This window comes from Paenibacillus plantarum (assembly GCF_013141695.1).
GTDB classification, from domain to species: Bacteria; Bacillota; Bacilli; order Paenibacillales; family NBRC-103111; genus Paenibacillus_E; species Paenibacillus_E plantarum.
Window position 1 is genome coordinate 185,613 of record NZ_WHNY01000075.1, and the last position, 23,740, is coordinate 209,352.

22 protein-coding genes are annotated in these 23,740 nt (G+C 45.9%); 15 read left to right on the forward strand and 7 right to left on the reverse strand.

What is annotated here, in order from left to right:
- The first annotated feature begins 14 nt into the window (after window positions 1-14).
- From fucU to GC096_RS28790, 3 genes are all read left to right on the forward strand, one after another.
- Window positions 15-437 (forward strand): L-fucose mutarotase, encoded by a 423-nt coding sequence (gene fucU / locus GC096_RS28780; RefSeq protein WP_171636151.1) that lies wholly within the window; start codon window positions 15-17, stop codon window positions 435-437.
- A 69-nt stretch (window positions 438-506) separates the two neighbouring features.
- Complete coding sequence (locus GC096_RS28785) at window positions 507-1,475, forward strand: aldo/keto reductase (RefSeq protein WP_171635123.1); 969 nt, start codon at window positions 507-509, stop codon at window positions 1,473-1,475.
- Window positions 1,476-1,490: 15 nt separating this feature from the next.
- The gene (locus GC096_RS28790; RefSeq protein ID WP_171635130.1) at window positions 1,491-4,193 is read left to right on the forward strand and encodes a UxaA family hydrolase; all 2,703 of its coding nucleotides are present in this window, start codon (window positions 1,491-1,493) and stop codon (window positions 4,191-4,193) included.
- A 73-nt stretch (window positions 4,194-4,266) separates the two neighbouring features.
- On the opposite strand, the gene GC096_RS28795 is transcribed toward GC096_RS28790, so the two are convergent.
- Complete coding sequence (locus tag GC096_RS28795) at window positions 4,267-5,217, reverse strand: hypothetical protein (protein ID WP_171635132.1); 951 nt, start codon at window positions 5,215-5,217, stop codon at window positions 4,267-4,269.
- A gap of 158 nt (window positions 5,218-5,375) precedes the next feature.
- Here GC096_RS28795 and GC096_RS28800 point away from each other — a divergent pair, with 158 nt between their 5' ends.
- From GC096_RS28800 to GC096_RS28825, 6 genes are all read left to right on the forward strand, one after another.
- Entirely contained in the window at window positions 5,376-5,828 is a 453-nt protein-coding gene (locus GC096_RS28800; protein ID WP_171636153.1) for a cupin domain-containing protein, read from the forward strand.
- A gap of 730 nt (window positions 5,829-6,558) precedes the next feature.
- Entirely contained in the window at window positions 6,559-7,881 is a 1,323-nt protein-coding gene (locus tag GC096_RS28805) for a response regulator (RefSeq protein WP_171635134.1), read from the forward strand.
- A gap of 108 nt (window positions 7,882-7,989) precedes the next feature.
- Entirely contained in the window at window positions 7,990-9,417 is a 1,428-nt protein-coding gene (locus tag GC096_RS28810; RefSeq protein ID WP_171635136.1) for an ABC transporter substrate-binding protein, read from the forward strand.
- Between the two features lie 84 nt (window positions 9,418-9,501).
- On the forward strand, window positions 9,502-10,413 hold the full coding sequence (locus tag GC096_RS28815; protein ID WP_246303034.1) for a carbohydrate ABC transporter permease: 912 nt from the start codon (window positions 9,502-9,504) through the stop codon (window positions 10,411-10,413).
- Window positions 10,410-11,291 (forward strand): carbohydrate ABC transporter permease, encoded by an 882-nt coding sequence (locus GC096_RS28820; RefSeq protein WP_171635138.1) that lies wholly within the window; start codon window positions 10,410-10,412, stop codon window positions 11,289-11,291. Before GC096_RS28815 ends, GC096_RS28820 begins: the two co-directional genes overlap by 4 nt.
- A 154-nt stretch (window positions 11,292-11,445) precedes the next feature.
- Window positions 11,446-13,218: a cache domain-containing sensor histidine kinase gene (locus GC096_RS28825; RefSeq protein WP_171635140.1), complete on the forward strand. Its 1,773-nt coding sequence runs from the start codon at window positions 11,446-11,448 to the stop codon at window positions 13,216-13,218.
- A gap of 48 nt (window positions 13,219-13,266) precedes the next feature.
- On the opposite strand, the gene GC096_RS28830 is transcribed toward GC096_RS28825, so the two are convergent.
- Window positions 13,267-14,133: a helix-turn-helix domain-containing protein gene (locus GC096_RS28830; protein WP_171635142.1), complete on the reverse strand. Its 867-nt coding sequence runs from the start codon at window positions 14,131-14,133 to the stop codon at window positions 13,267-13,269.
- Between the two features lie 130 nt (window positions 14,134-14,263).
- On the opposite strand from GC096_RS28830, the gene GC096_RS28835 reads away from it, so the two are divergent.
- Window positions 14,264-15,766 (forward strand): L-fucose/L-arabinose isomerase family protein, encoded by a 1,503-nt coding sequence (locus GC096_RS28835; RefSeq protein WP_171635144.1) that lies wholly within the window; start codon window positions 14,264-14,266, stop codon window positions 15,764-15,766.
- Window positions 15,767-15,977: 211 nt separating this feature from the next.
- On the opposite strand, the gene GC096_RS28840 is transcribed toward GC096_RS28835, so the two are convergent.
- The gene (locus GC096_RS28840) at window positions 15,978-16,172 is read right to left on the reverse strand and encodes a hypothetical protein (RefSeq protein ID WP_171635146.1); all 195 of its coding nucleotides are present in this window, start codon (window positions 16,170-16,172) and stop codon (window positions 15,978-15,980) included.
- Between the two features lie 210 nt (window positions 16,173-16,382).
- On the opposite strand from GC096_RS28840, the gene GC096_RS28845 reads away from it, so the two are divergent.
- From GC096_RS28845 to GC096_RS28855, 3 genes are all read left to right on the forward strand, one after another.
- Complete coding sequence (locus tag GC096_RS28845) at window positions 16,383-17,384, forward strand: LLM class flavin-dependent oxidoreductase (protein WP_171635148.1); 1,002 nt, start codon at window positions 16,383-16,385, stop codon at window positions 17,382-17,384.
- A gap of 684 nt (window positions 17,385-18,068) precedes the next feature.
- Window positions 18,069-18,284: a hypothetical protein gene (locus GC096_RS28850; RefSeq protein ID WP_171635149.1), complete on the forward strand. Its 216-nt coding sequence runs from the start codon at window positions 18,069-18,071 to the stop codon at window positions 18,282-18,284.
- 188 nt (window positions 18,285-18,472) lie between these two features.
- On the forward strand, window positions 18,473-18,946 hold the full coding sequence (locus GC096_RS28855) for a GlcG/HbpS family heme-binding protein (RefSeq protein ID WP_171635151.1): 474 nt from the start codon (window positions 18,473-18,475) through the stop codon (window positions 18,944-18,946).
- An 85-nt stretch (window positions 18,947-19,031) separates the two neighbouring features.
- On the opposite strand, the gene GC096_RS28860 is transcribed toward GC096_RS28855, so the two are convergent.
- The 4 genes from GC096_RS28860 to kduI are packed head-to-tail and all read right to left on the reverse strand — an operon-like array spanning window position 19,032 to window position 22,296.
- Window positions 19,032-19,865, reverse strand: a complete 834-nt coding sequence (locus GC096_RS28860) for a sugar phosphate isomerase/epimerase family protein (protein WP_171635153.1) — start codon at window positions 19,863-19,865, stop codon at window positions 19,032-19,034.
- Entirely contained in the window at window positions 19,866-20,618 is a 753-nt protein-coding gene (gene kduD / locus GC096_RS28865; RefSeq protein WP_057314457.1) for a 2-dehydro-3-deoxy-D-gluconate 5-dehydrogenase KduD, read from the reverse strand.
- A gap of 54 nt (window positions 20,619-20,672) precedes the next feature.
- A complete protein-coding gene (locus GC096_RS28870) occupies window positions 20,673-21,428 on the reverse strand; it encodes a DeoR/GlpR family DNA-binding transcription regulator (RefSeq protein ID WP_171635155.1) in 756 nt (251 codons plus the stop codon).
- Between the two features lie 34 nt (window positions 21,429-21,462).
- Complete coding sequence (gene kduI / locus GC096_RS28875) at window positions 21,463-22,296, reverse strand: 5-dehydro-4-deoxy-D-glucuronate isomerase (protein WP_056609867.1); 834 nt, start codon at window positions 22,294-22,296, stop codon at window positions 21,463-21,465.
- A gap of 206 nt (window positions 22,297-22,502) precedes the next feature.
- On the opposite strand from kduI, the gene GC096_RS28880 reads away from it, so the two are divergent.
- Both GC096_RS28880 and GC096_RS28885 read left to right on the forward strand, forming a co-directional pair.
- Window positions 22,503-22,667, forward strand: a complete 165-nt coding sequence (locus GC096_RS28880; protein WP_171635157.1) for a hypothetical protein — start codon at window positions 22,503-22,505, stop codon at window positions 22,665-22,667.
- A gap of 92 nt (window positions 22,668-22,759) precedes the next feature.
- Window positions 22,760-23,671, forward strand: a complete 912-nt coding sequence (locus GC096_RS28885; protein ID WP_171635158.1) for an AraC family transcriptional regulator — start codon at window positions 22,760-22,762, stop codon at window positions 23,669-23,671.
- Window positions 23,672-23,740 lie beyond the last annotated feature (69 nt).

A 23,740-nucleotide genomic window follows, 5' to 3' on the forward strand; every position in this document is an offset into this window, starting at 1 on the left:
AGGAGATGTTGATGATGTTAAAAGGGATACCTTCCATCCTTTCGCCTGAGTTGCTCAAAGTGTTAATGGAGATGGGGCATGGGGATGAAATCATCTTGGCAGACGGGAATTTCCCGGCAGCCAGTCATGCGAACCGTCTATTGCGTTGTGATGGTCATGGGGTACCGGAATTGTTGAAAGCGGTATTATCCTTGTATCCACTTGATACATACAGCGATAAGCCTGTTGCGCTTATGGCTGTTGTTCCTGGAGATCCAGTAGAAACACCGATCTGGGCCGAATACGAGGGGATCATCCGTGAACACGCTACACCAGCTATTGAGTATGTAGAACGGTTTGCATTTTATGAGCGCGCAAAGAAAGCTTATGCCATTGTGGCGACGAGCGAAAAGGCGCTGTATGCCAATATTATTTTGAAAAAGGGCGTAATTAGTTAATAATTGAATTATCGATAACTCATAGGTAATAGAACGGTATTCATACTCAATAAGAAGCGAGGTTACTTTATGTCAACTGTATCCCTTAACTCAAAAAGACCAATTGGTAATACGGGCTTGTTTGTCTCTCCGCTCTGTGTTGGTGGAGCTCCACTTGGTGATATGCCGGAAATCTTTACTTTTAATGCTCCAGAGGAAACAGCTTTGGACACAATTCGCGCTGCCTTTGCAAGCTCGATTAACTTTCTCGACACTGCGGCTGCCTATGGTGAAGGCGAGAGTGAGCGCCGCATTGGCAAGGTAATTAAAGAGAATGGTGGACTCCCGTCGGGTTTTGTACTAGCCACCAAAGCAGACCGTTGTTTACGGACTGGCGACTTCAGCGGGGAGCAAATAAAAAGATCCATTGAAGAAAGTCTCATTCGATTAGGACTAGATCGTCTGCAATATGTCTATATCCATGACCCGGAGCATTCCACCTTTGAAAATATTATGGGAACAGGTGGCCCGCTTGAGGTGCTGAAAAACTTCAAGGATCAGGGGATCATAGATCATATTGGCATATCTGGAGGCCCCATCGACATGCTAATTCGTTATGTCGAGACAAGAGAGTTTAGCGCCGTGGAGACCCACAATCGCTATACACTGCTCAATCGCTCAGCGGAGCCGTTGCTTGATATCGCCAATCAATTGGGGGTTGCTGTCATTAACGCAGCACCTTATGGCAGCGGGATATTAGCAAAAGGGCCGGATGCTTACGCGCGTTATGCGTATAGTGAGGCACCTCCTTTGTTAATTGAACGTGCAAGATCCTTCATGAAAATTTGCCAGGAATATGATGTTCCTCTTGCCGCTGCAGCACTCCAATTCTCCATGCGCGACTCCCGAGTCGCGAGTACTGTCGTTGGCATGAGCAAGCCGGAACGAGTAGCACAGACGTTGGAGCTAGCCAATTATCCAATTCCTTTAGAGCTTTGGACAGCATTGGATGACATTGAATATTTTACTGAGGATCCTGAATCAGAGAGATTTTCATAAAGGAGATAGGTTACAATGAATGAAATTTACCAGTTTGATGAAATTGCTAGACTTCCATTACCTGGCGATAATTGTGCCGTTGCAACTCGAAATTTGGATGCTGGCACCGTTATTCATTTTGAAGGCGAAACCTTGGTCATAGATTATACTGTTTTGGAAGGTCATCGGTTTGCTGTGAAGACAATACATCCCGGTGTTGAACTGCTTTCTTGGGAAATGCCGTTTGGAGTGGCTCTGCAAGAGATTCAGCCCGGTCAATATGTGATTAATGAAGCGGTATTGGACGCACTTAGCGGGCGTCAGCTGAAATTCACTTTGCCTGCTCAGCCAAATTTTACGGATCAAATTCCTCCATTCGTTTTTACTGAGGAGAATTTTAAGCCTGCTCCGGCATCACCTATGTACGCGCAAACTCGTACTTTTATGGGTTATCGTCGCAGTGAACCCCGTGGCGTTGGTACTCGTAACCACATAGTCGTGTTAGGTACCACCTCTCGTACGGGTAGCTTTTCGAAGCAGCTTGCCGCTCGACTACAAGGTGAACTGAAGAATTATCCCAATATTGATGGGATAGTACCTGTGGCGCATACGGAGGGCAGTACGGATAAGCTTAATAACCTGGATTTACTACTGAGGACGCTCGCCGGTTTTATTGTGAACCCTAACGTGGGTGCAGTCTTGGTAGTTGATTATGGCAATGAACCGGTAACCAATAAGATGGTGGAAGCATATTTGCGAGAACACAGCTATCCGATCGATGATGTATTGCATAAGTTTGTGTCGCTCGAAGGTGGCTTTGAACAGAATCTGGCTCAAGGCGAAGAAGTTATAAAGGAGTGGCTGCCTACTGTTAATGCCATGCAACGGACGGAGGAATCCATAAGTCACTTGAAGATTGGACTGCAATGCGGTGGCTCGGACGCTTTTTCTGGTATTTCAGCGAACCCGCTGCTTGGTTGGATTTCAGAAGAATTGGTACGCTACGGCGGAGCTGCCAGCATAGCCGAAACCGATGAATTAATTGGTGCGGAACCCTATATTCTGTCGAAGGTTCGTAACCTTGAGACCGCAAATAAATTCCAAGAACTTGTGAACCGTTTCAAAGAGCGCACGTCTTGGCATGGTGCAAGTGCAGAAGGAAATCCATCCGGTGGTAATATATTTCGCGGCCTTTATAACATTTATCTCAAATCCATTGGTGCTGCTCGCAAGAAAGATCCGATCACTCGCCTCGATTATGCCACAGAATATGGGGAGCTCATGAAAGATGGCGGATACTATTTCATGGATAGCCCTGGCAACGACCTCGAGAGCATCGCCGGACAGGTGGCTGCAGGCTGTAATATGATCTTCTTTACGACGGGGAACGGCTCGATCACCAATTTCCCTTACGTGCCGACGGTCAAAGTGGTCACGACGACGCGTCGCTTCCAATTGCTGACGAATGATATGGATGTCAACGCTGGCAAATTTTTGGAAGGCACGTCGATGGAGGAGCTCGGCAAAGAGGTTTTCGAACTGACCATCCAAACGGCTTCTGGTCAGCGTAGTGTTGGTGAGAAAGCAGGGCATGCCCAAGTGCAGATCTGGCGCAACTGGCAGCAGAATGATGTAAGTCAACTGGAGCTATTGCTCCATCCCTATGCGCCTACTGGAGAGCCAATTGAAATTCTAGCGGAGAAAGATGCGGTAGCTAGCCCGTTCCAATTCTCGTTCACACGTCATCAAAACCGCCAAGCCAGCGACAATATCGGCTTGATCCTGCCGACCAGTCTCTGTGCTGGGCAGGTAGCGAATATGATAACGCAGAAGCTGAATAAACAGGGTGTCGGGCAACCTGAGATCTCACGTTTTGTGGCTTTGGCACATACGGAAGGCTGCGGTAATTCGGGGGGGCAAGCTGAAAAGTTGTATGCCCGCACAATGATCGGTTACATCACTCATCCGATGGTGAAACATTGTTTGCTGCTGGAGCATGGCTGCGAGAAAACCCACAACGACTACATGCACCATCTGATGGAAGAGATGGGTGTTGAAACGAGTCGCCTCGGTTTTGCGAGTATTCAGCTTGATGGCGGAATTACGAAGGTAACGCAGAAGGTAGAAACATGGTTTGCCGATCAATTGGCGGCAGCTGAAGCAGATGTGAAGGAGACAATCGGTCTGGAAGGACTGCGTATTGGAATCATAAGCGATGGTTCCATCTCCGATGATGAAGGAGAACAGCTGGAGAAGCTGACCAAGATGATAGTTGGCGCCGGTGGTGTAGTGGTTATTCCTGCGAACAGTGATTTACTTTCCACGGCTTCTTATAGCCAAAATATTTTGACTTCGTCTGACGTCCTGCCGTCAATTGCCTATGGAGAGCATGTCCGCCACAATGGCTTCCATATCATGGAGACCCCGACGGAGCATTGGGTGGAGACGGTAACTGGCCTTGCTGCTACGGGTGTAGAGTTAATTATCGCGCTTGTTGGTAATCGTCCGATGCAGACGCATCCATTCGTTCCTATGCTGCAAATATCATCGGAAAAGGAAATGCTGCAAAACAATAACAATGATCTAGATTTGCTGCTCAGTGGAGATCCGAATGAGTGGACGAACAGGATTCTTGAGCGCGTCAAGCAAGTCATTGAGCATACCTATACACCTCGTCTCTACCAGCAGGGTAATGTTGATTTCCAATTGACACGTGGCTTCTTAGGTGTTTCGTTGTGATTTTAATTTAGAATTAGAATCTGAGGTATGGAAAAAGCCACTCTCAACGTTGGTTGAGGGTGGCTCTTTATTGTCAACTGTCCAAGTTAGATTCTTCGATCCAATTGATCCGTTTCGTAATCAGGTCAGCTAGCGTAGACTCTGCGGCCGAGTACTCCTTTTGCAACTGAGAAACGACAGGACGAATTTTATTCATGGCTGAAAGCGTTTGGCTTTGAGAATTCGTGATCCGACCTTGTACAATCCAGTCTGCAATGAGGCCATCAAACCAATAGTCAGCCATTTTCAGCGTGTTGCTGATATCAATTTCTATTTGAAAACTCCGATTCAAGTCGTTTAGTTCGTCACGGAAATTGAGGATCTGGTGATTAGCCCGATGAATAAACTGTTTGGCATCATCCACATGCGTATGCTTTGCATGGGTGCTAATCAAGCCGCCGCCGCCCCATAAATCCCATTTCCCCCAATTTTCTGCCTTCTCTAGACTATTGGAAGCGTCTGTCAAGGAAGCTAGAACAAGCTTTCCAGCAGTCAGCGCTTCTTGCAGTTCTTTTACCAAAAGCTTCTGATCGTCGATGTTATCATCCATTCGTTCAAGTTCTCTAGATAATAGTGGTGCGTTTAAAAGTGCGGCTTCCTTCACTGCCATTAGCTTCTTATAGTCGTCTGCAGCACGTTGATAGTTAGCGAGGTCATCACCGACTTGTATCAAAGCATTCTGTGCATCCAGAAGTGCCTGTTTGGCAGTTTCTAATTGAAGAGCAGCGTTAAGAACTTGTTGCCGTTCCATTTCAAGTTGCTCGGATTTACTGCGAAGAATCGTGTGGAATAAATTTGCAAGTGACATTCGCGTTAATCGCTCTACATCTGCCTGCTCCGATTCCAGTTGTAACTCAAGCCGTCCTATGAGACGTTCCTGCTCATATACTCTATTCAGAAGATCTTCTCTTTTGCGCTCTGCTTTATGCAGACGAAACATCCGTTCTTTCGCTACCCTCAATTGAAGGTTAAGATTATCTGGCATCTTCATCCCTCGTTTCCCAGCATTTGTTAGATGGATCCCTTTTTCAATACGTGCGTAACGTTCGAGGGTTTCGGAAATTTTTTCGCATACACTTTGTGACATCCCTATGGTATAATTCTTTCTTTGTAAGTATAGAGAGAAATAGGAGAAATCATATGATCACCAAACAACTTTCACCACTTGTTCAAACGTTAGATTTGAAACCGCACCCTGAGGGTGGATGGTACAAAGAGCTATGGAAAGCCTCATTCGAAATCCCAAAAGAAGTACTCCATGCAGCCTACTCGGGTTCGCGATACGCAGCCACTTCGATCTATTTCCTGCTTCATCCAGATGAATTTTCCGAATGGCACACGGTATTGTCCGACGAGTTATGGTTATGGCACTCGGGCAGCCCGATCGTGCTTACCTTAGGAGGAACAAGTGAGCAACCTAACGTTACACAGGAAATTATTCTAGGTCCTGATGTACTGAACGGTCAGCATCCACAGGCACTTGTCCCAGCACATGTATGGCAAATGGCGCGACCGCTAGGCGATGAACCGGTTCTGGTTTCGTGTGTCGTTGCACCGGGGTTCCATTATGATGATTTTAGATTAATTAAGAAATGATTAATAGATTTATTTTGCTAAGTTCCAAGTAATTTGTTAACTTGAAAATAAGAATGATTTTAAGCGTAAAGCATACGCCGCTAGCTCTATTTTGGAGCTGGCGGCGTTTTATTTAGATGATAGAAAGTATAAAGATGATAGAAAGTATAAAGATGCAAAGAACAAGATTTTCTTTTATGTTTGGAAAAATTGTGCGCAAGGGGAGCCTCCCGGTCGGCCGTCGCGCGCTAGCGCACAAAAATTGTGCGCAAGGGGAGCATCTTGGTCGGCTGTCGCGCGCTAGCGCACAAAAATTGTGCGCAAGGGGAGCCTCCCGGTCGGCCGTCGCGCGCTAGCGCACAAAAATTGTGCGCAAGGGAGCCTCCCGGTCGGTCGTCGCGCGCTAGCGCACAAAAATTGTGCGCAAGGGGAGCCTCCCGGTCGGTCGTCGCGCGCTAGCGCACAAAAATTGTGCGCAAGGGGAGCATCCAGGTCCGCCGTCGCGCGCTAGCGCACAAAAATTGTGCGCAAGGAAGCCTCCCGGTCGGTCGTCGCGCGCTAGCGCACAAATATTGTACGCTAGTGAAGCATCCTGGCCAGCCATTGCGCACTTGCTCACCCGAAACTCGAAAAAATCGAGTTACACCCACCATCCACACATCCCACACAATAAACGTAATAAAACACATATTCACATCGATTGTTGTACAATAAAATGGAGTTATGGCAAGTAAATGAACGAGGTGGCAGCATGGTTAATATTTTGGTTGTAGATGATGAGCCGATGATTTGCAAGGGTGTTGCGACGATTTTGAAGCAGTCCAAGTTGGATATTAACGAGGTATTCATCGCGTATAACGGGTTTGAGGCGCTGGATTTTATACATTTGGAGAAAATTGATCTTGTTTTTACAGATATTCAGATGGAGAAAATGAATGGGATTGAGTTGATTGAGAACATATTCTTAGAGGATCCTTCGATTCCGATTGTGATTTTGTCGGCACATGGTGAGTTTGAGTATGCACAGAAAGCGATCCGTTTTGGAGCGAAAGAGTATTTGGTTAAGCCGATTACGCCGCCGCATCTCATTTCCGTTGTGACCAAGCTGTTGAAGGAAAAGGAAGAGAAAGGTCAGCGCTTCGCGAATTGGGAAGGCTCGCGTTCCCTGCCTGGGCACATGACGCATGAGACGAATTATTATTTGAATGAATTGGTGACAGGAACGATCCATGAGTCTGAGGTTCCTACAATAAAAGAGACATTGGATAATCGTATGAATGGCACGTATTTTAGCATATTGACTATCAAATTATCATTAGAACGTGGCGGTATTCATGATCAGGAAATATCCACGTTGAAGGATCGCAGTTTGTTGAAATACGCAGCGTTGAACATCATGGAGGAAACCGCGAGTCAGTGGAGCCATCTTGTTTTTAATAATCACAACTCCACCTTCACCTTGCTGCTGCAAATAACGGAAGAGGAAAGCAGAGGCTCGATGCGTGTGAACCAGCTATTGATGGTGGCTCAGATGATTCATACAAATCTGATGAAATATTTGAATGTAAAGAGTCTTATCGGCATCAGTCGCATCCATGAGGGCATAACGCAGTGGCCAGTGATGTATAAAGAAGCACTCGAGAGCTTAACTTGTTGTGAAAGCAATAAAGGTCACTACATGTTCTATATTGAAGATAAAGACAGCATCAATCCAGATCCGGACGTAACCATTGCTGGCGTAGATGAGGCGAACAATCGAATCGTATATGAGACTAAAGTGTACATAGAGGGTCATTTCTGCGATAAAGGGTTGAAACTGCAGGATATCGCAGATGCGGTGCATTTGAGTCCGAATTATTTGAGCTATTTGTTCAAAAAAGTGATGGGCACGAACATCTGGGACTATGTCACGAAGCTGCGGATGGAAGAAGGGAAGCGTCTCATTCTGACGACGGATAAACGGCGCTACGAGATTTCCGAAGAAATCGGGTACGAATCACCAGAGCATTTTAGCAAAATTTTCAAAAAACATTTCGGAATTAATATCTCGGAAGTGAAGCAAACAGGTGCGTAACATACGACATACTTAGCGTAATACGACACATCGCCCTTGCCTTGAACTCCCCTTATAATCAAAAATGTAGCAACTACAAGTGAATGTGATTCGAAAGGGGAACCAACCATGAGAGCAAAGAAAGCGTCTACAATGAGTGCGATTGCGTTAACGGTATTGATAGCGGGGTGCAGTTCCGGCAATGGAACATCAAGCACGACAAGCCCAGCTCCAGCGGCAAAAGAATCCACGCCAGCTGCTGCAACAGCTGCACCTGTTGCCAAGAAAGTAACGATTACTGCTCAAAGCTTTAAAGCCGATCAAAAAGAGAAGAATGATCAATTAGATCAGCGTATTGCTCGTTTTAAAACCAAATTCCCGAATGCTGATTTCAAAAAGGATGACTGGCAGTACAATCCGCTCGAAATCGGGATCAAAATGGCTTCGAACAGTGCGCCAACCGAGTATACGACATATGCAACGGAAGGCAAAGTGCTTGTCGATAAGAAATGGGTCGCAGACATTACCGATTCCATGACTTCATGGGCACATGCCAAGGATATGAATGATCTACTTTCCAAACCTTTTGTTGTAAATGGGAAAACATACGGTGTACCGATTGATGGTTACGTCATGACGATCACGTTGAATAAAAAGTTGTTCAAAGAGAAAGGCGTAGACTTGCCGCCAATGGATTGGACTTGGGATGATCTGCTGGCAGCAGCTCGCAAAATCAATGATCCAGCGAAGGGGATTGCAGGCTTTATTCCTATGGGTAAAGGGCCGGAAGCGGGCTGGAACTGGACGAATTTCCTGTATGCTGCAGGTGGCGATGTACAGAAGCTAGATAATGGTAAAGTAGTTGGTGTGTTCAATTCGGACGCTGGTTTGCAAGCGCTTGAATTCTACAAAAAACTGAAGGATGAGAACCTGATCCCGCAGAACTGGGCACTTGGTTATGGCGATGCTTTGAATGCATTTGCTCAAGGGCGTGGCGCGATGGTTATGTGTGGCAGCGGTAACGCAGCGGATACGGCGATCAACGAAGGCGGCATCAGCAAAGATGATCTCGTTGTGTATCCTATGCCTTCATTTACGAAAGGCGGCAAACATACGGGCGTACTTGGCGGTAACTATCGTGTTATTAATCCGAAGAGCGATAAAGACCAACAAGAAATGGCGTTCAAATGGATTACAGATGAGTACTTCACAGACGATTTCTTGAACTCCACGAAGAAAGAAATCGAAGATCGTAAAGGTAAGAACCGTGTTTACATCCCACAACCGATCAACTACTGGAAAGATTCCTCTGATTTTGGTAAAAAGTATACAGATCTCTTAACGAAGTACGATAACGTGTTCAAATACGATCCACAATTGCTCGCTCTATGGGATGGTAAGCCAGAAGCGCAATACGAAGCTCAAAAATTCTATACAGAAATGGCGAATGTCATTCAAAAAGTATTTACGACGAAAGATGTGGACTTGAAAAAAGCACTGTCTGAAGCCGCGACCAAAGTACAAACGGAAACGTTTGACAAAGTGAAGGTCGAATAGGTAAGCCTTACTTACTTCTACCTGCGGCCGCTTATTCTGGAGTGGCTGTAGGTAGAGGTTTTCTCACTATAAGGAGTGTTTAGGATGGATGCAGAGCTGAGTTCACAACCTATCGTAGCAAGTCGGGTATCGAAGAAGAAAATGAGCTGGTATTTATGGGGTACGCTGTTTATTTTACCGGAAGTCGTCTTATTCATTATCTTTCTATGGGTGCCTATTTTCAAAGGGATTTTCTATAGCTTCTACAACGTTGATTTCGTAGATGGCAATCATTTCACTGGCTTAGCAAATTATGTGAGTATTCTGAAGGATGATCTGCTTTGGATTTCAATTAAGAATACATTGATTTATATGGCTTTGGGGATTATTCTGGGTTTCTGGATCCCGCCGTTAGTCGCAATCGCGGTTTCCGAGCTTCGTCGGTTTCAAGGTGCAGCACGGATCATCAGCTATTTACCTAGTGCAGTGCCCGCCATTGTTTTGTACGGCATGTGGATGTGGTTCTTTGATGCTGTAGGGCCGATTAACAGTCTGTTGCAGAAAATAGGCATAGACCAAGTTTCGTTCTTTAGTCCGAAATTAGCGATGGCTTCGATTGTTGTTCTAGAAACATGGCAAAGCTTTGGGGCAGCTACGTTAATCTATATCGCGGCGATTGTCGGGATTCCGAAGGATTTGTACGAAGCTGCTGAAATTGATGGCGCCAGTGTGTGGCAGCGCGTTCGATATATCATTTTGCCTAGCATCAAAACCTTAATGGGATTATTGCTGATTCTCCAACTGATCACGACCTCTCAAGGCTTCCAAGCACAGCTATCAATGACGGATGGCGGTCCGAATAATGCAACGCTGACGTACTTGTTATGGCTTAACCACACGGCGTTCCGCGATTTGGAATTCGGCAAAGCGAGTGCCATGGGCAGCTTGATGTTCTTCGTACTCATTGGAATGACCATCCTTTACAACGTCATGCAGCGTAGGAGTGAGAAAGCATGAAGCAAGGCGAACGAGGATTAATTTCCCAGCATGATTTCAAAAAAGGTTCCGTCAAATTCGGTTACACCCTCATGGTGCTGCTTATATTGGCGATTGCGGTTACGACCATCTATCCGTTTCTGAATACGTTTTTTGGCTCACTGAAAACGCGGGAAGAGTTTTTCACCTTTCCTCCCACCTTTTTCCCGAAACATTGGATTTGGAAAAATTATGACGATGCTTTTAACAGCTTCGACCTGCCTTTGTTGACGTTTTTGAAAAATACCATTCTCATTTATGTGGGAAATGTCGTGTGCTCCTTGTTATTTATCGGGCTAGCTGCATATGCGTTATCTCATTTGAAAGTCCCGTTCAAGCGATGGGTAACACTTTTCTTTTTCTCCACCCTGTTGATTCCGCCAGCAACGTACATCGTTCCTAACTTTTTGAATTTGAAAAGCTTAGGGATGATCAATACCTACTGGGCCTTCTGGCTGCCCGCGGCGGCGAATGCTTATTTCATGCTGTTGCTCAAAAATTTCTTCGATGGCATTCACAAAGAAGTGCTGGAAGCTGCGCGTATCGACGGGGCAAGTGAATTCAAATCCTTCATTCGGATTGCAATTCCGCTGTCGATGCCAATCATTGGTACGCTGCTCATGCTGTCGTTCTCGACGACGTGGAATGATTTCTACTGGCCGAGCATTGTGATGACGGATAAAAGCATGTATCCGCTGGCCACAGGTATTTATCGGTATGTGGTGTATTCCAACTCGGTCATTCCATGGAGTGTACGCTTCGCGGTGTTGACCATGGCGATGCTGCCGCCGGTACTGTTCTTCTTGATTTTCCAGAAGTTTATGATTCGTGGCTTATCAGTATCCAGCGTGAAAGGATAGGGAGAAGCGTCCTTCAGAATGCCAATTCTGGAGGCGTTTTCTTTTGCGTTTAAAGGAGTTTCTTTCCGGCATAGCGAACGTACTGATAGTCTAACCAACAGCGGTGCTGCTCCTGGCTGCTTGACGGAAAGCTTTTGAAAGGATGGTAAGAGGGATGCGTACAATGCTGCAAAATATGAAGCTGATGAAAAAGTTGATCCTGCTGCTTATCGTCTTCGTGGTAATTCCAACGCTTGTGTTGGATTTGGTCGTTGCCAAAAAGCTGGAATCCATTACGGAGGAACAAGTAGGGACAGCTCTGCTTCAATTAGTCCGGGGAAGTCATTTGACACTAGACCGTGAAAGCAGTGATTTTGAAGAAAAAACAGAGAAAATTATGATTTCGCAAGAAATCCAACAATTAGTGAGTGTCCCATCATCCTCTGAATATGAACGTTTTGAAATTTTCAAAGCGTTAGATAAATATTTGAACAATTATTCAACCAATGCGGTGCGATATTCCTTGTTTTTTTCGGATAAGGATAAGTTGTATTCGTTCGTACCTAATTCGGATCTGTTGAATAATGGTGTGTTTTATTCGACGGATATGACGGATCTCTCGTGGTATAAAGCGGTTGGCAATGCGAAGGGCAAGGGGATCATTCGTGTTATTGATAAATTCGGATATAACCCGAACAATACGCAAACTGTGGCCTATTTGAGGCAGTTAAACAGTATATATAACGGCGAAACGGTAATTGGTTACTTGGTTGTGTCAGGTATTGAAACACCGTTACAGATGGATTTCGTCCCTTTTGATAAGTACAAAGATGCCCAGATTCTTCTGTTAGATCCCGATAACACGGTCTTAGCTACGAATACAGAAGCTTTCCGGATTGGCTCAAAGTTTGGTGTACCCGAAGGCAAGGAAGAAGGGGTTTATAAACAAATCGAGAGCGGTAATGAGATCATGTCGGTCATACATACGAGTGAATTTACGGGGACTAAGTTGCTGATGCGCGTTCCAGTCCAGTCGATCATTATCGATCATATCAGTGTTCAACGCTTAGTTGATTGGATTATGTTGATTTATTTCTTTATTTTGATTTTGGCGAGTATGTATTTCATACAATCGATTTTGAAGCCTATTTCTCGGCTGGCTCGAATCACGAATTCATATCACCCTGGTAAACCTTTGGCCATTAGCATGCACGCGGAGAGTAAAAATGAGATCGTGCTGCTGAGCAATCATTTCATCCGAATGACCAATCGCTTGAATCAAACGATTTATGATCAATATGAGCTTGAATTAAAGCATAAGGAAGTTGAATTGTCGATATTACATACACAAATCAACCCGCATCTTCTCTATAACACGTTGGAGTCCGTCTACTGGCATACGTTAATGGAGGGAGCGGCGGAATCAGCAGAAATGATTAAGGATTTGTCGCTCATTATGCGGATCGGACTTAGTAAAGGCAAGCTACTTATTCCGGTGATGGAAGAAATAAATCATGCGGAGGCGTATGTGCGGCTTCAGTTGTTCCGCTATGAGTATGCATTTAAGGTGTATTGGGAAATCGAAGAGGAAGCCAAACGTTATCTGATGCCCAAGGTGCTCCTGCAACCGATTATTGAGAATGCCATCCTTCACGGAATCAAGAATATGAGCCATGATGGGGCACTTTGGATCAAGGTGAAGCATACGGAAGGGAAACTGATTATCATCGTGGAGGACAACGGCTATCGTATGCCGGATATCGGGATGTTGAATGCCATTTTGCAGGGGAAAGAGAGTAGTAAGGGATTCGGTATTATTAATGTGCAAAAGCGGATTCAGCTGCATTTCGGGGAGGGCTATGGCCTGCAGTATGCGTTGCGGGAGGATCAGGGAGTGCGGGCGTGGATTGAGATTCCGGCGGTGTTGGATGAGACGGATTTGAAGTAGGGGCGGTGGAGCTGCAAAGTGCAAGTGCAACCCTTACACCCCGCCTTATTACCGTGGTCTCTGCCATTTCTTGCGATAGACTAGAGGCGTGTCGCCGGTACGGTCTTTGAATAAATTGATGAAGTGGCTGACGTTGTCAATGCCTAGGGTGACAGCTATTTCGGATACAGGCATCTCGGAGTATTTCAATCGTTCCTTGGCATGTGTCATTCTGATGCTAATCAAGTATTCGTGCGGCGAGAAGCCTGTATACTGCTTAAACCGTTTGGCCATGTGGTACTTGCTAACGGCATGTTCTCGAGCGAGCTCGTCTAAGGAAATGGATTCCGTAAATCTGGATGTCAGGGTTTGACATATCGCATCGATGTAATCAGGCTTGTCCGATTCGGATAAGCCTATTTGTTGTGCAGAGAGGACGATCTCCGTCAGCAGCTCAACTAGCAACTTTGATGTGAGGAACTCTGTTGCAGCATTTCTTTGTTGTTGGATTTGCAGTGTTTGACGCAGTAGCGTGGATACGGGTGATTCGTTGTTTTGCTGCAAAACAGGCTCGTGTGACGCTGCATACTGCTTATAATAGGCTGACGACGCACTCCCGTGAAAATGTACCCATAGAAGCTCTAGCGGCTCCAGGGGGTGGGTCGCGTAGTGATGATGGCTATCACAATGGATGAAAAATAACTGATGAGCTCCCAAAGAATAGCTATTATCCCGATAAGTCAACTGTCCTCTACCTCGCAAAATGTAAGCAATCAAATAGGAGTCAAGACCTTCCCGTTCTGTGAAATAACCTGGGAGTGTATGGAAATGGCCGATTTCTTGTACATAAAACAGGTTCGAGTGAGCGAACGTGGAAGGAGTTGAGATGAAACGAATCGAGTCTTCCGACCATGCGGTAGTGAAATTTTCTTTCATAAGAGAAACGCCTCCGAGATTACCGCAAGATTCTATTATTTTAAACCAAGATCCTTGGATGTTATCTTGATTGTAAGCCATTACAATAAGTTTATAAAGCTATTATTTATGAACGAATGGAGATGTTTCGATGTCAATTTACCCAGCAATTAAGCCAAGCCTCAAGCCACGAATTGGGTTGTACTCCGTGGGACTTCGAGCATATTGGGAGCAGTTTCCTGGTTTAAAGGAACGATTAGAAGAATATGGACGTTTTATTGAACTGAAAATGTCCGCATGGGCGGACGTATATTACTATGGCCTCGTTGATACGGAAGGGGAAGGGCGAAAGGCAGGTGAGTGGCTGAACGAGCGGCAAGTGGATCTTGTATTCTGCCATGCAGCAACCTACTCCACAAGTTCTACCGTGCTACCAGTGCATCAAATTAGTAAAGCGCCTGTTGTCTTCCTCAATTTGCAGCCAACGGCGAGACTTAATTATGAGCAGTCGACGACAGGGGAATGGTTGGCACATTGCGGAGCTTGTCCTGTGCCAGAGTTCGCTAACGTGTTCAATCGAGCTGGCATCCCATTCCGAGTTGTAAATGGCACGCTAGGGCTCGATTATACGCCAGCCATCTCATTGACGAATGAAGTGACGCATGAGCGCCGTGAAGCGGTGCGTGCGTGGAAAGAAATTGAAGAGTGGGTGAGAGCAGCAGGAGTACCTAGGACCTTGCAGCATAGCCGCTTCGGTTTCTTAGGCAATACCTATAGCGGGATGCTCGATATGTATAGTGATTTTACGATGATATCTGCGCAGACAGGTCTGCATGTGGAAGTGCTTGAAATGTGTGATCTGGACCGCATGCTGCGAGAAGTGACGGCGCAGGATGTGAAACATAAGCTGGATGAACTGTATGAGATGTTCCAAATCAGCGGAGACTCCCCTTCGGATCCAATTGCGAAGAAGCCAACGGAAGAGCAGCTGGAGTGGTCTTGTCGAGTGGCTGCCGCACAAGAGAAGCTTGTGCGCGCCTATGATTTAGACGCCTTGTCGTATTATTACCATGGTGCGCCTGGTGGTGAATACGAAAAGCTGCAAGGTGGCTTCATTGTCGGTCACTCGCTGCTTACAGCGCGTGGCATTCCTTGCTCTGGCGAAGGAGATCTGAAGACAGCTGTCGCGATGAAAATCAGCGATATTCTCGGCGTCGGAGGCTCCTTCTCGGAAATCGTCGTCGTGGATTATATCGACGAGACGATTCTGCTTGGCCATGACGGGCCGTTCCACATCGCGATTTCCGAAGGGAAGCCGATTTTGCGCGGCATGGGGCTGTATCACGGCAAGCAGGGCACTGGCGTGTCCGTCGAAGCCAAGGTGAAGACAGGTGCGATCACAACGTTGAACGTGACGCAGACGGGGGATGGGAGGCTGAAGCTGATCTCCAGCGAAGGCGAGTCGACGAACGGGCCGATCATGAAGATCGGCAACACGCAGACGCCGGTGAAGTTCCGTGAGCACCCGGATGCGTACATGTCGCGCTGGTTTGCAGAAGCGCCAACGCATCACTGCGCGATGTCTATTGGGCACAATGCTTCCCAGTTTCAGAAAGTGGCGGAGCTGATGAATGTGAAGCATGTGATTTTGTAGTTGCTACGTTAGCGTAAGAGTGTAGTTAGTCGATGAAACCGACTAACTACAACCACTAAATAGAAAACGCAACAGTCCGTTAAGGACAGTTGCGTTTTTTGTATCCACGTACTTACCTGCGTACCTCTGCCGCGGCATTCCTTCTCATTTTAACCAGATACTAATGGGTGCTCCAATTCATTCGTATATCCACATTCGTGGAAGTGCTTGATTAATTTTGCGGTAAGGAAGATTGGTCTTCAGATGAATCGGATATTCCTGTCACATCAATGTAATGATCGATGGAATCAAGAACCTGACTTAACGGGGATTGCGTAAAAATAATGCGATCCGCGTGTATAGCGTTATAAGTGCTATCATCTTTGTTAATTTTGAAACCTCTATAATTCTCGTAAATAGTTTTCATGGCAATCGCTCCTTCGCTAGGATGTATATAATAAAATACCATCTTATGGATAAGTTTGGTAGAGGTGTAAAATAAGAGATTCTGTCAGTTTATGAATGTTCATGTGAATTTCACATTAAATTCGTGAATTGGAGAGGATAATAGGTACTCATACGTGTTTTTTGCTATTCTGTTCTTTTTTATGTTACAGTTAAGTGGAGGTGATTTCAAGTGTTAAAATTAAGTATTTTGGATCAATCGCAAATTGGAGAAGGTCGTAATGCCGCGCAGACGTTGGCCGAGACGACTGAACTAGCACAAGAAGCTGATCGAATTGGCTACAGCCGATTCTGGGTGTCGGAGCATCATGCTTCACAAGCCTTGGCGCATTCAAGTCCAGAGGTTCTGATCGCGCATTTGGCAGCCAAAACAGAGCGCATCCGACTAGGCTCTGGAGGCATCATGATGCCGCATTATAGCGCTTATAAAGTTGCTGAAAACTTCCGCTTGTTAGAGGCTCTCCATCCGGGGCGTATCGATGTTGGGCTTGGCCGTGCACCAGGCGGCATGCCAATATCCACGCGTGCGCTGCAAGAGGGCAAATATACAGGTGTTGACCAATACCCGCAGCAAATCGCTGATTTGACGGGTTATTTATATGATTCACTTCCAGCAGGGCATAGGTTCGCCGCGCTGCATGCATCACCGATTATCTCGACGGCACCGGAGATTTGGCTGCTAGGCTCTTCCTATGACAGCGCAAGAATTGCTGCTGATCAAGGGGCGGCTTTCGGCTTCGCGCAATTTTTTGGGAACGCGGATTGTGAGCAGGCGCTGCGCATTTATCGCGAGCATTTCACGCCGTCGATCTTGAACGAGAAGCCACACTCCCTAGCAGCCGTGTTGGTTATCTGTGCAGATACAGAAGAAGAAGCAAATCAACTGGCGCTTAGTACAGATTTGTTCTTCTTGTCTTTAGGCCGCGGCATGCTGCTTCCGTCATTCCCTTCCGTGAATACGGCGCTCAATTACCCGTATACGGAGAATGACTATGCCATGATTCGCAATGGTCGTCATAGACGAATTGTTGGCACGCCGAAGCAAGTGAAGGAAGAGATTTTGAAGTTGAATGAAGCGTATCAAGCGGATGAAATCATGGTCGTTTCGCCGATTCATAACATCGAAGCGCGATTGCATTCGTATCGCCTTCTGGCGAAGGCGTTCGATTTGTAGAGATGAGAGGGTGGCACATCTCTTGTCATTCACTTCATCTCGGCTCCTGCCACGCCATTAACTGGAAAAACTACAGCTAATTTCGCCGAATTTACTTGAAAATGAGAAATAACTGGATTTCATGAAGCTAATTTCAGCGATTTGGTGTGATTTCAGTAAAACTGAGGAAAATAACTGTATGTTTTCCAGTTATTCTCAAGAAATCGCGATTTCGAGAGGAATTAGCTACATGTTTTCCATCTATTTTGCAGAGAGAGTGTAGTTGGAGGAAGGTAGTGCGGTTAGAGTAGGTAGAGAGTGTAGTTGGAGGAAGGTAGTGCGGTTAGAGTAGGTAGAGAGTGTAGTTGGAGGAAGGTAGTGCGGTTAGAGTAGGTAGAGAGAGTGTAGTTGGAGGAAGGTAGTGCGATTAGAGTAGGTAGAGATTGTAGTTGGAGGAAGTAGTGCGGTTATAGTCGGAAGAGAGTAGGTAGTATAGTTAGAGTTAGTAAAGAGATTGGTTGGAGGAAGGTAGCGCGACTAGTGTAGGCAGAGTAAGTAGTTGCAGGTACGTGCGCCGTGTTACTATCCAATCTTTTTCCATGTCCCTACCGTCCTCACACAAAGAGCTTCCTCCATTATGAAACCTATATTTGCGTTTTTCGGTAACTGCCATTACACTTAAACAAAAAACGGTGGAGTGGTGGCATGAGTAAGAATCGCGTATGGAACAAGGGAAAACGGAATGGTGGAGGCGGTCCTGCACCTGGGACAAGTTACAAAGAGAAGCTTGCAGCAGAGCAGCCTTTTAAAGCGGAAGTGATCGATCTCTCGAATCCGATTAATCAAGTGAAACGCATGAGCCGTGAGAACTGGGTGGAACGTCCGACCCGACCAGCTCGCGCCCAACAGCCGAATAAGTAAAAATCACGAACAGCCTATCTACTCTCCAATAATGGAGATGGTGAAGGCTCTTTTTTATGCCAAAATTCTCGTTAGCTAGTCACTCATGTGACTTTTTCCGCCTAAATCCTCATATAAATGGAAAAAGTGCCGAAGGTGAGATGGTTACGTACCAAGCGGATAAGGTTTGACGAAGGAGGCCATGCACCATGAGATCCGTGTTGAAGCTAGAAATCGAGGAAGCGAAGGTGATGATTGCTGCGGGTATTCAAGCTGCGGAGGAAGCTCAGGCGGCAGAAACGATTTGTATCGTCGACGAAGGCGGTTATTTGTTGGCCTTAGAGCGGATGAACGGGGCACGCAACACGAGCCCTGAGCTGGCAATGGCAAAAGCTTTTACGGCAAGTGGGCATAGACGTTCTACACACTTGTTTAATCAGCCTGGCGGGCCAGCAACGATCCATGGAGAAGCGTTTGGCATTCATGCCATGATGCCGGGGAAGTTTGCGATTTTCGTAGGCGGATTTCCTATCGTGGTTAATGGTCAAGTCATTGGTGGGGTTGGCGTGAGTGGAGGAGCTGGCGAGGAAGATATTGCCGTTGGTGTGGCGACCTTGAAGGCACTGCAGCAGCACCTAGGTGATCAATTCGAAGTGCTTACCGATGCAGATATTAAAAAGTGAGAAGAGGCGAGACCTCGCACTATGTAACTCCTGTAATAAGAAACCCCCAACACCTCTCCATGGAGAGAAGTCGGGGGTCGATTCACTACAGCAAGCTTCTAACGTACGAGAACGTTTCTTCAATCGTATGATCTTGGAGCCGCTCTAACGAAATGTCGACACCAGGCTTATGCGAGTGAAGTTTTGCTAAGAAGGAGGCTGTCTCGAATATGCCTTTACCGGACTCAATTTCGTTCTTTTTACCATGATTCACAACATAATCTTTCAAATGAGTCAGCACAATTCGGCTGCCAAACGTTGCGAAGGCATGATCCAAGAAAGCATCTTGATCCCGTGGCTCAACCACAGTCGGCGGAATGAGATTAACCGGATCGAAAACAACACCTAATGTGCTGGAAGGCACTTCGGTTAAGATTTGCGCCATTTTCTCTGTGCTGGACAATGTATGAGTGACAACCGGCTCTAAACCGATATGAACCCCCCAACGCTCGGCTTCTTCTGCTAATTCCTCAACCGTTTGCTTCAGGATGGACCATCCTTTGGCCTCATACCCATTAGCGTCCTCTGCAAGATACGTTGTTAGATCACCTGTTTCAGTAGCCACAATGGACGTTCCGAAATCACGGGCGTATCGCAAATGCTCTTTGAATCTATCGATCTCATAACGACGCTGCTGTGGATCGGGATGCACGGGATTAATGTAACATCCGAGTACACCAATCCGTACACCCGCACGATGAAATTGCTCGCCAATATGATTGGCCAGAGCTGGGCTTAATTTACCGAGACTTAAATCATAATCGCTAATCGCTTTACTAAGTGCTAATTGAACGAAGTCGATACCTCGTCCACTTAACTTCGCGGTCAATTCCTTCAAGGGCAGATGGCCGACGGTGTGAGCGAGTGTCCCGATACCCATCTATCTAGCCATCCATCCGCCGTCCACGCAAAGCACGTGTCCGTTCATATAATCGGAAGCGTCCGAAGACAAGAACACAACAGGACCTTTCAAATCTTCAGGTGAACCCCAACGACCTGCTGGAATACGCTCCGTGATAGAAGCTGTACGTTTCTCATCTTTGAGAATCGGAGCTGTGTTATTCGTCGTCATATAGCCAGGAGCAATGGCATTAATTTGAATGCCTTTGCCAGCCCACTCGTTCGCTAATGCTTTCGTCACACCTGCAATCGCATGCTTACTTGCTGTGTACCCTGGCACGTTAATTCCACCTTGATACGTCAGCATGGAAGCAATATTCACGATTTTACCGCTGCCGCGTTCGATCATATGACGACCAATCAGCTGGCAAAGGAAGAATGCCGAGTTCAAGTTCAGATCAATCACATCGTGCCAATCTTGACGCGCATGGTCAACGGCTGGAGTACGACGGATAATACCCGCGTTATTCACTAGGATATCGATACTGCCGTAAATGCCAATCGCTCTAGCAACAACATCCTCAAGGATGTCTTCATTGCTTAGATCTGCAGCGATAAGCTCTGCTTTGCCGCCTAATGCGCGGATCGCTTCAACAGTTTGTACGCTTTCAGAAGAGGAAACCGCGATGACGTTCGCGCCTGCTTCTGCAAGTCCGATCGCCATAGCTTGGCCTAGGCCGCCTGAAGCGCCTGTAACGAATGCTGTTTTTCCCGATAGATTAAAAAGTGTCATGACGTACTCCTTTTCCAAAAAAGAAATGTTAGGTTTCAACTTTGCAACTTGCGCTTAAAGTGTTTCGATCTGGATGCCTGTATCACGGAACTGTTGAGCCGTTTCTTCCGACAACCCGCTATCGGTTAAAATCATAGCCACTTCAGAAAGGGAAGCGAAAGTTCGCAACGCACATTGTCCGAATTTGAAATGATCGATAACCCCATAGACGGTTGCGCTGGAGCTGATTAAGGCGCGTTTATACTCAACTAGATCATTGGTGTAAATCGTAAAACCATGCTGCAGATGCACCCCAGTAGCAGAAATGAACGATTTCTGTATGTTGAGGCCTCGCACATAGTCTACGGCTTCTGGACCGGCAAGCATGTTGCGCAGACGATAACCGCCAGGCACAACTAGCCGGATTTCATCCTTATGGACAAGCTCAGAGATGATATATAAATCGTTAGTTACAACGGTAAGCGGCTGATTATCCAGCCGCCTAGCAATTTCAAGCGTTGTCGAGCCACCATCCAATGCGATAATATCGCGAGGTTGGATGTATCGGAGTGCGAGAGAGGCAATCTCCGATTTTTTGTCCGCATGCTTAATATTCGGTTCTTTCGCAGAGAGAATGCCTAACTGATCACTTTGAGCTAGCATAGCACCGCCATGAATGCGGATAAGCAGCCCCTTTTCTTCCAGCTTGGCCAAATCTTCGCGAATGGTTTTTCCTGTTACTTGTAGACGTTCACTCAGCTCATTCACGGTGACTTCTTTCTGAGCGAGTAAAACTTCCATGATCGTTTCATATCTACGTAATGGATTCATCGGGATTCATCCGTTCTTCTAATGGGAGTACCGATTATTTCAAATCTTGCATAGCAACTGCGTCCATATCGTTGAACATTTGATTTTCGCCAGCCATACCCCAAATGAATGTGTAGTTGTTCGTGCCAACGCCGCTGTGAATGGACCAGCTTGGTGAGATGACAGCTTGCTCATTGCGCATAACAACGTGGCGAGTTTGTTGCGGCTCACCCATCATGTGGAAAACAACTGCATCTTCTGGCATGTCAAAATAGAAATATACCTCGGAACGACGGTTGTGCGTATGAGTCGGCATTGTATTCCACATGTTGCCTGGCTTCAATAATGTCATACCCATAACCAGTTGACAGCTTTGAATCCCATCCAAGTGGATGTATTTATAAATCGTACGCTCATTGGAAGTGTTGATGCTGCCTAGGTGAGCAGGTGTTGCTTCGCTAATCGCTACTTTTACAGTCGGGTACGTTGTGTGAGCTGGTGTGGAGTTGAAGTAGAACTTCGCTGGGTTCGCTGCATCATCGCTTGCGAAGGAAATTTCTTTGGAGCCAAGACCGATGTAAATGCAGTCTTTGGAATCCATTGTGTACGCTGTGCCATCGACAGTGATTGTTCCTCTAGCACCAACGTTGATAATACCGATTTCGCGACGCTCTAAGAAGTAATCAGCAGCCATTTCTTTCGTGTCAGCTTCTAATTTAAGCGTTTCAGTTGTAGGCAAAACACCACCGATAATAAAACGATCAACGTGTGAGTAAACTAATGTTACTTGGTTTTCTGTAAATAAGGATTGAATTTGAAATTCAGCTTGTAAACGTTCAGTATCAAATTGTTTAACTTCATTCGGGTGGGACGCATAGCGGATATCCATGGATTAATCTCTCCTTAGAGTTGGTTTATTTGTGTTGATATACGTTCATATAGGTTTAATTTACTTCATATCAACCATTTAGGCAAGGAGATCTTGTGTGCGATTTGTGGAAATAATGGAAGTTGTGAATAAAGTGAGCGGAAAGTGTACAAAACAAGCAAACGAGCGACGTTAATTATGAATGTACAATTTAGGAGGCACATGTAATGGACAAAAGCCACTATTTCGATCACGTTTGCAATGATACAATTCCAACACTGCCAGAGGAAGAAGATACAACACCGACAGATATGTTAAGTGATGCAGTAGCAGAAATTATGGATAATTTAACTCATCCATTTTCGGATGATGATTACACAGATCGAGACTAAATGATGCCGTTGAATCCCTTCCCTGGAAGGGATTTTCTTTTTGAAGGCAGGGGAGTACAATGATCATAAGAACGGATGGAAAGGAGCCCCCGATGCCACAATCGACAAGATTATTTCCAGCTTTGTTACCGAATCAACCGTGTCATCCACATGTGGTTGCTTATTATTTTAAACAATGGCAAGGATTTCATATGCCCTTTCACCGACATGATGCGACTGAGATCATGTATACCATACATGGCTTTTGTGAAATAGAGATACAGCTTTCCACAACAAAAACGGAACGAGTTAGATTGAAAAAAGGGGAGTTCATTCTTCTCAATGCCAATATCGCCCATCGACTTATTGTTGAAGATGATGAGCCGTGTCGGATGCTCAATGTGGAATTTCGTTTTACACCGCAACAGGGCGTAATGCCGTCCTTACAACAGCTTGCCGCGGAAGAGAAACAACTGAACTCTTTATTAGAAGTTCAGACTGCTTACTTAGTGCTGCGTGATCCAGATGAAGTGTATCATGTGATGAAAAGTTTGGTGTTGGAGCTAGACAAGCCTGCTGACAAGAGTGAGTCTATGATTCAACTGTTGTTTGCTCAGCTGTTGATCCGAATTGCTCGTTTACGGCGTGAATCCGCAAGCAGTAGTTTGGCTCAAAGCGAATGGTATGTGAAGATAAGCATGGATTATATGCATCAAAATTACGATCGCGAGATTCAAGTGAAAGAAATAGCAGGGGCTGTGAATTTACATCCAGGCTACTTACAACGCATATTCAAAGCAGTGACGGGACAAACCTTAATGGCCTACTTAACGGAAATCAGAATGGATAAAGCACAAATGCTGCTGCTCGAAACGGATATTCCAATAGCGGATATTTCGGATTATATCGGGGTGGGCAGCCGTCAATATTTCCATATGCTATTCAAGGCGCACACGCAATTAACGCCTACGGATTATCGCAAATCGATGAATACGCATAAACATATGTATCCAGAAGGAAGTTAGGATTTTTGACACATGGTGAACAATGAAGTTAGAAATTTGATAACGTTTTCTCTCTTCGTCTTGGTACAA

Bases quoted from the DNA above. Each gene is read 5' to 3' on its own strand.
- fucU (WP_171636151.1), top strand. From the start codon at position 15: ATGTTAAAAGGGATACCTTCCATCCTTTCGCCTGAGTTGCTCAAAGTG.
- GC096_RS28785 (WP_171635123.1), top strand. From the start codon at position 507: ATGTCAACTGTATCCCTTAACTCAAAAAGACCAATTGGTAATACGGGC.
- GC096_RS28790 (WP_171635130.1), top strand. From the start codon at position 1,491: ATGAATGAAATTTACCAGTTTGATGAAATTGCTAGACTTCCATTACCT.
- GC096_RS28795 (WP_171635132.1), bottom strand. From the start codon at position 5,217: ATGCCAGATAATCTTAACCTTCAATTGAGGGTAGCGAAAGAACGGATG.
- GC096_RS28805 (WP_171635134.1), top strand. From the start codon at position 6,559: ATGGTTAATATTTTGGTTGTAGATGATGAGCCGATGATTTGCAAGGGT.
- GC096_RS28810 (WP_171635136.1), top strand. From the start codon at position 7,990: ATGAGAGCAAAGAAAGCGTCTACAATGAGTGCGATTGCGTTAACGGTA.
- GC096_RS28815 (WP_246303034.1), top strand. From the start codon at position 9,502: ATGGATGCAGAGCTGAGTTCACAACCTATCGTAGCAAGTCGGGTATCG.
- GC096_RS28820 (WP_171635138.1), top strand. From the start codon at position 10,410: ATGAAGCAAGGCGAACGAGGATTAATTTCCCAGCATGATTTCAAAAAA.
- GC096_RS28825 (WP_171635140.1), top strand. From the start codon at position 11,446: ATGCGTACAATGCTGCAAAATATGAAGCTGATGAAAAAGTTGATCCTG.
- GC096_RS28830 (WP_171635142.1), bottom strand. From the start codon at position 14,133: ATGAAAGAAAATTTCACTACCGCATGGTCGGAAGACTCGATTCGTTTC.
- GC096_RS28835 (WP_171635144.1), top strand. From the start codon at position 14,264: ATGTCAATTTACCCAGCAATTAAGCCAAGCCTCAAGCCACGAATTGGG.
- GC096_RS28840 (WP_171635146.1), bottom strand. From the start codon at position 16,172: ATGAAAACTATTTACGAGAATTATAGAGGTTTCAAAATTAACAAAGAT.
- GC096_RS28850 (WP_171635149.1), top strand. From the start codon at position 18,069: ATGAGTAAGAATCGCGTATGGAACAAGGGAAAACGGAATGGTGGAGGC.
- GC096_RS28855 (WP_171635151.1), top strand. From the start codon at position 18,473: ATGAGATCCGTGTTGAAGCTAGAAATCGAGGAAGCGAAGGTGATGATT.
- GC096_RS28860 (WP_171635153.1), bottom strand. From the start codon at position 19,865: ATGGGTATCGGGACACTCGCTCACACCGTCGGCCATCTGCCCTTGAAG.
- kduD (WP_057314457.1), bottom strand. From the start codon at position 20,618: ATGACACTTTTTAATCTATCGGGAAAAACAGCATTCGTTACAGGCGCT.
- GC096_RS28870 (WP_171635155.1), bottom strand. From the start codon at position 21,428: ATGAATCCATTACGTAGATATGAAACGATCATGGAAGTTTTACTCGCT.
- kduI (WP_056609867.1), bottom strand. From the start codon at position 22,296: ATGGATATCCGCTATGCGTCCCACCCGAATGAAGTTAAACAATTTGAT.
- GC096_RS28880 (WP_171635157.1), top strand. From the start codon at position 22,503: ATGGACAAAAGCCACTATTTCGATCACGTTTGCAATGATACAATTCCA.
- GC096_RS28885 (WP_171635158.1), top strand. From the start codon at position 22,760: ATGCCACAATCGACAAGATTATTTCCAGCTTTGTTACCGAATCAACCG.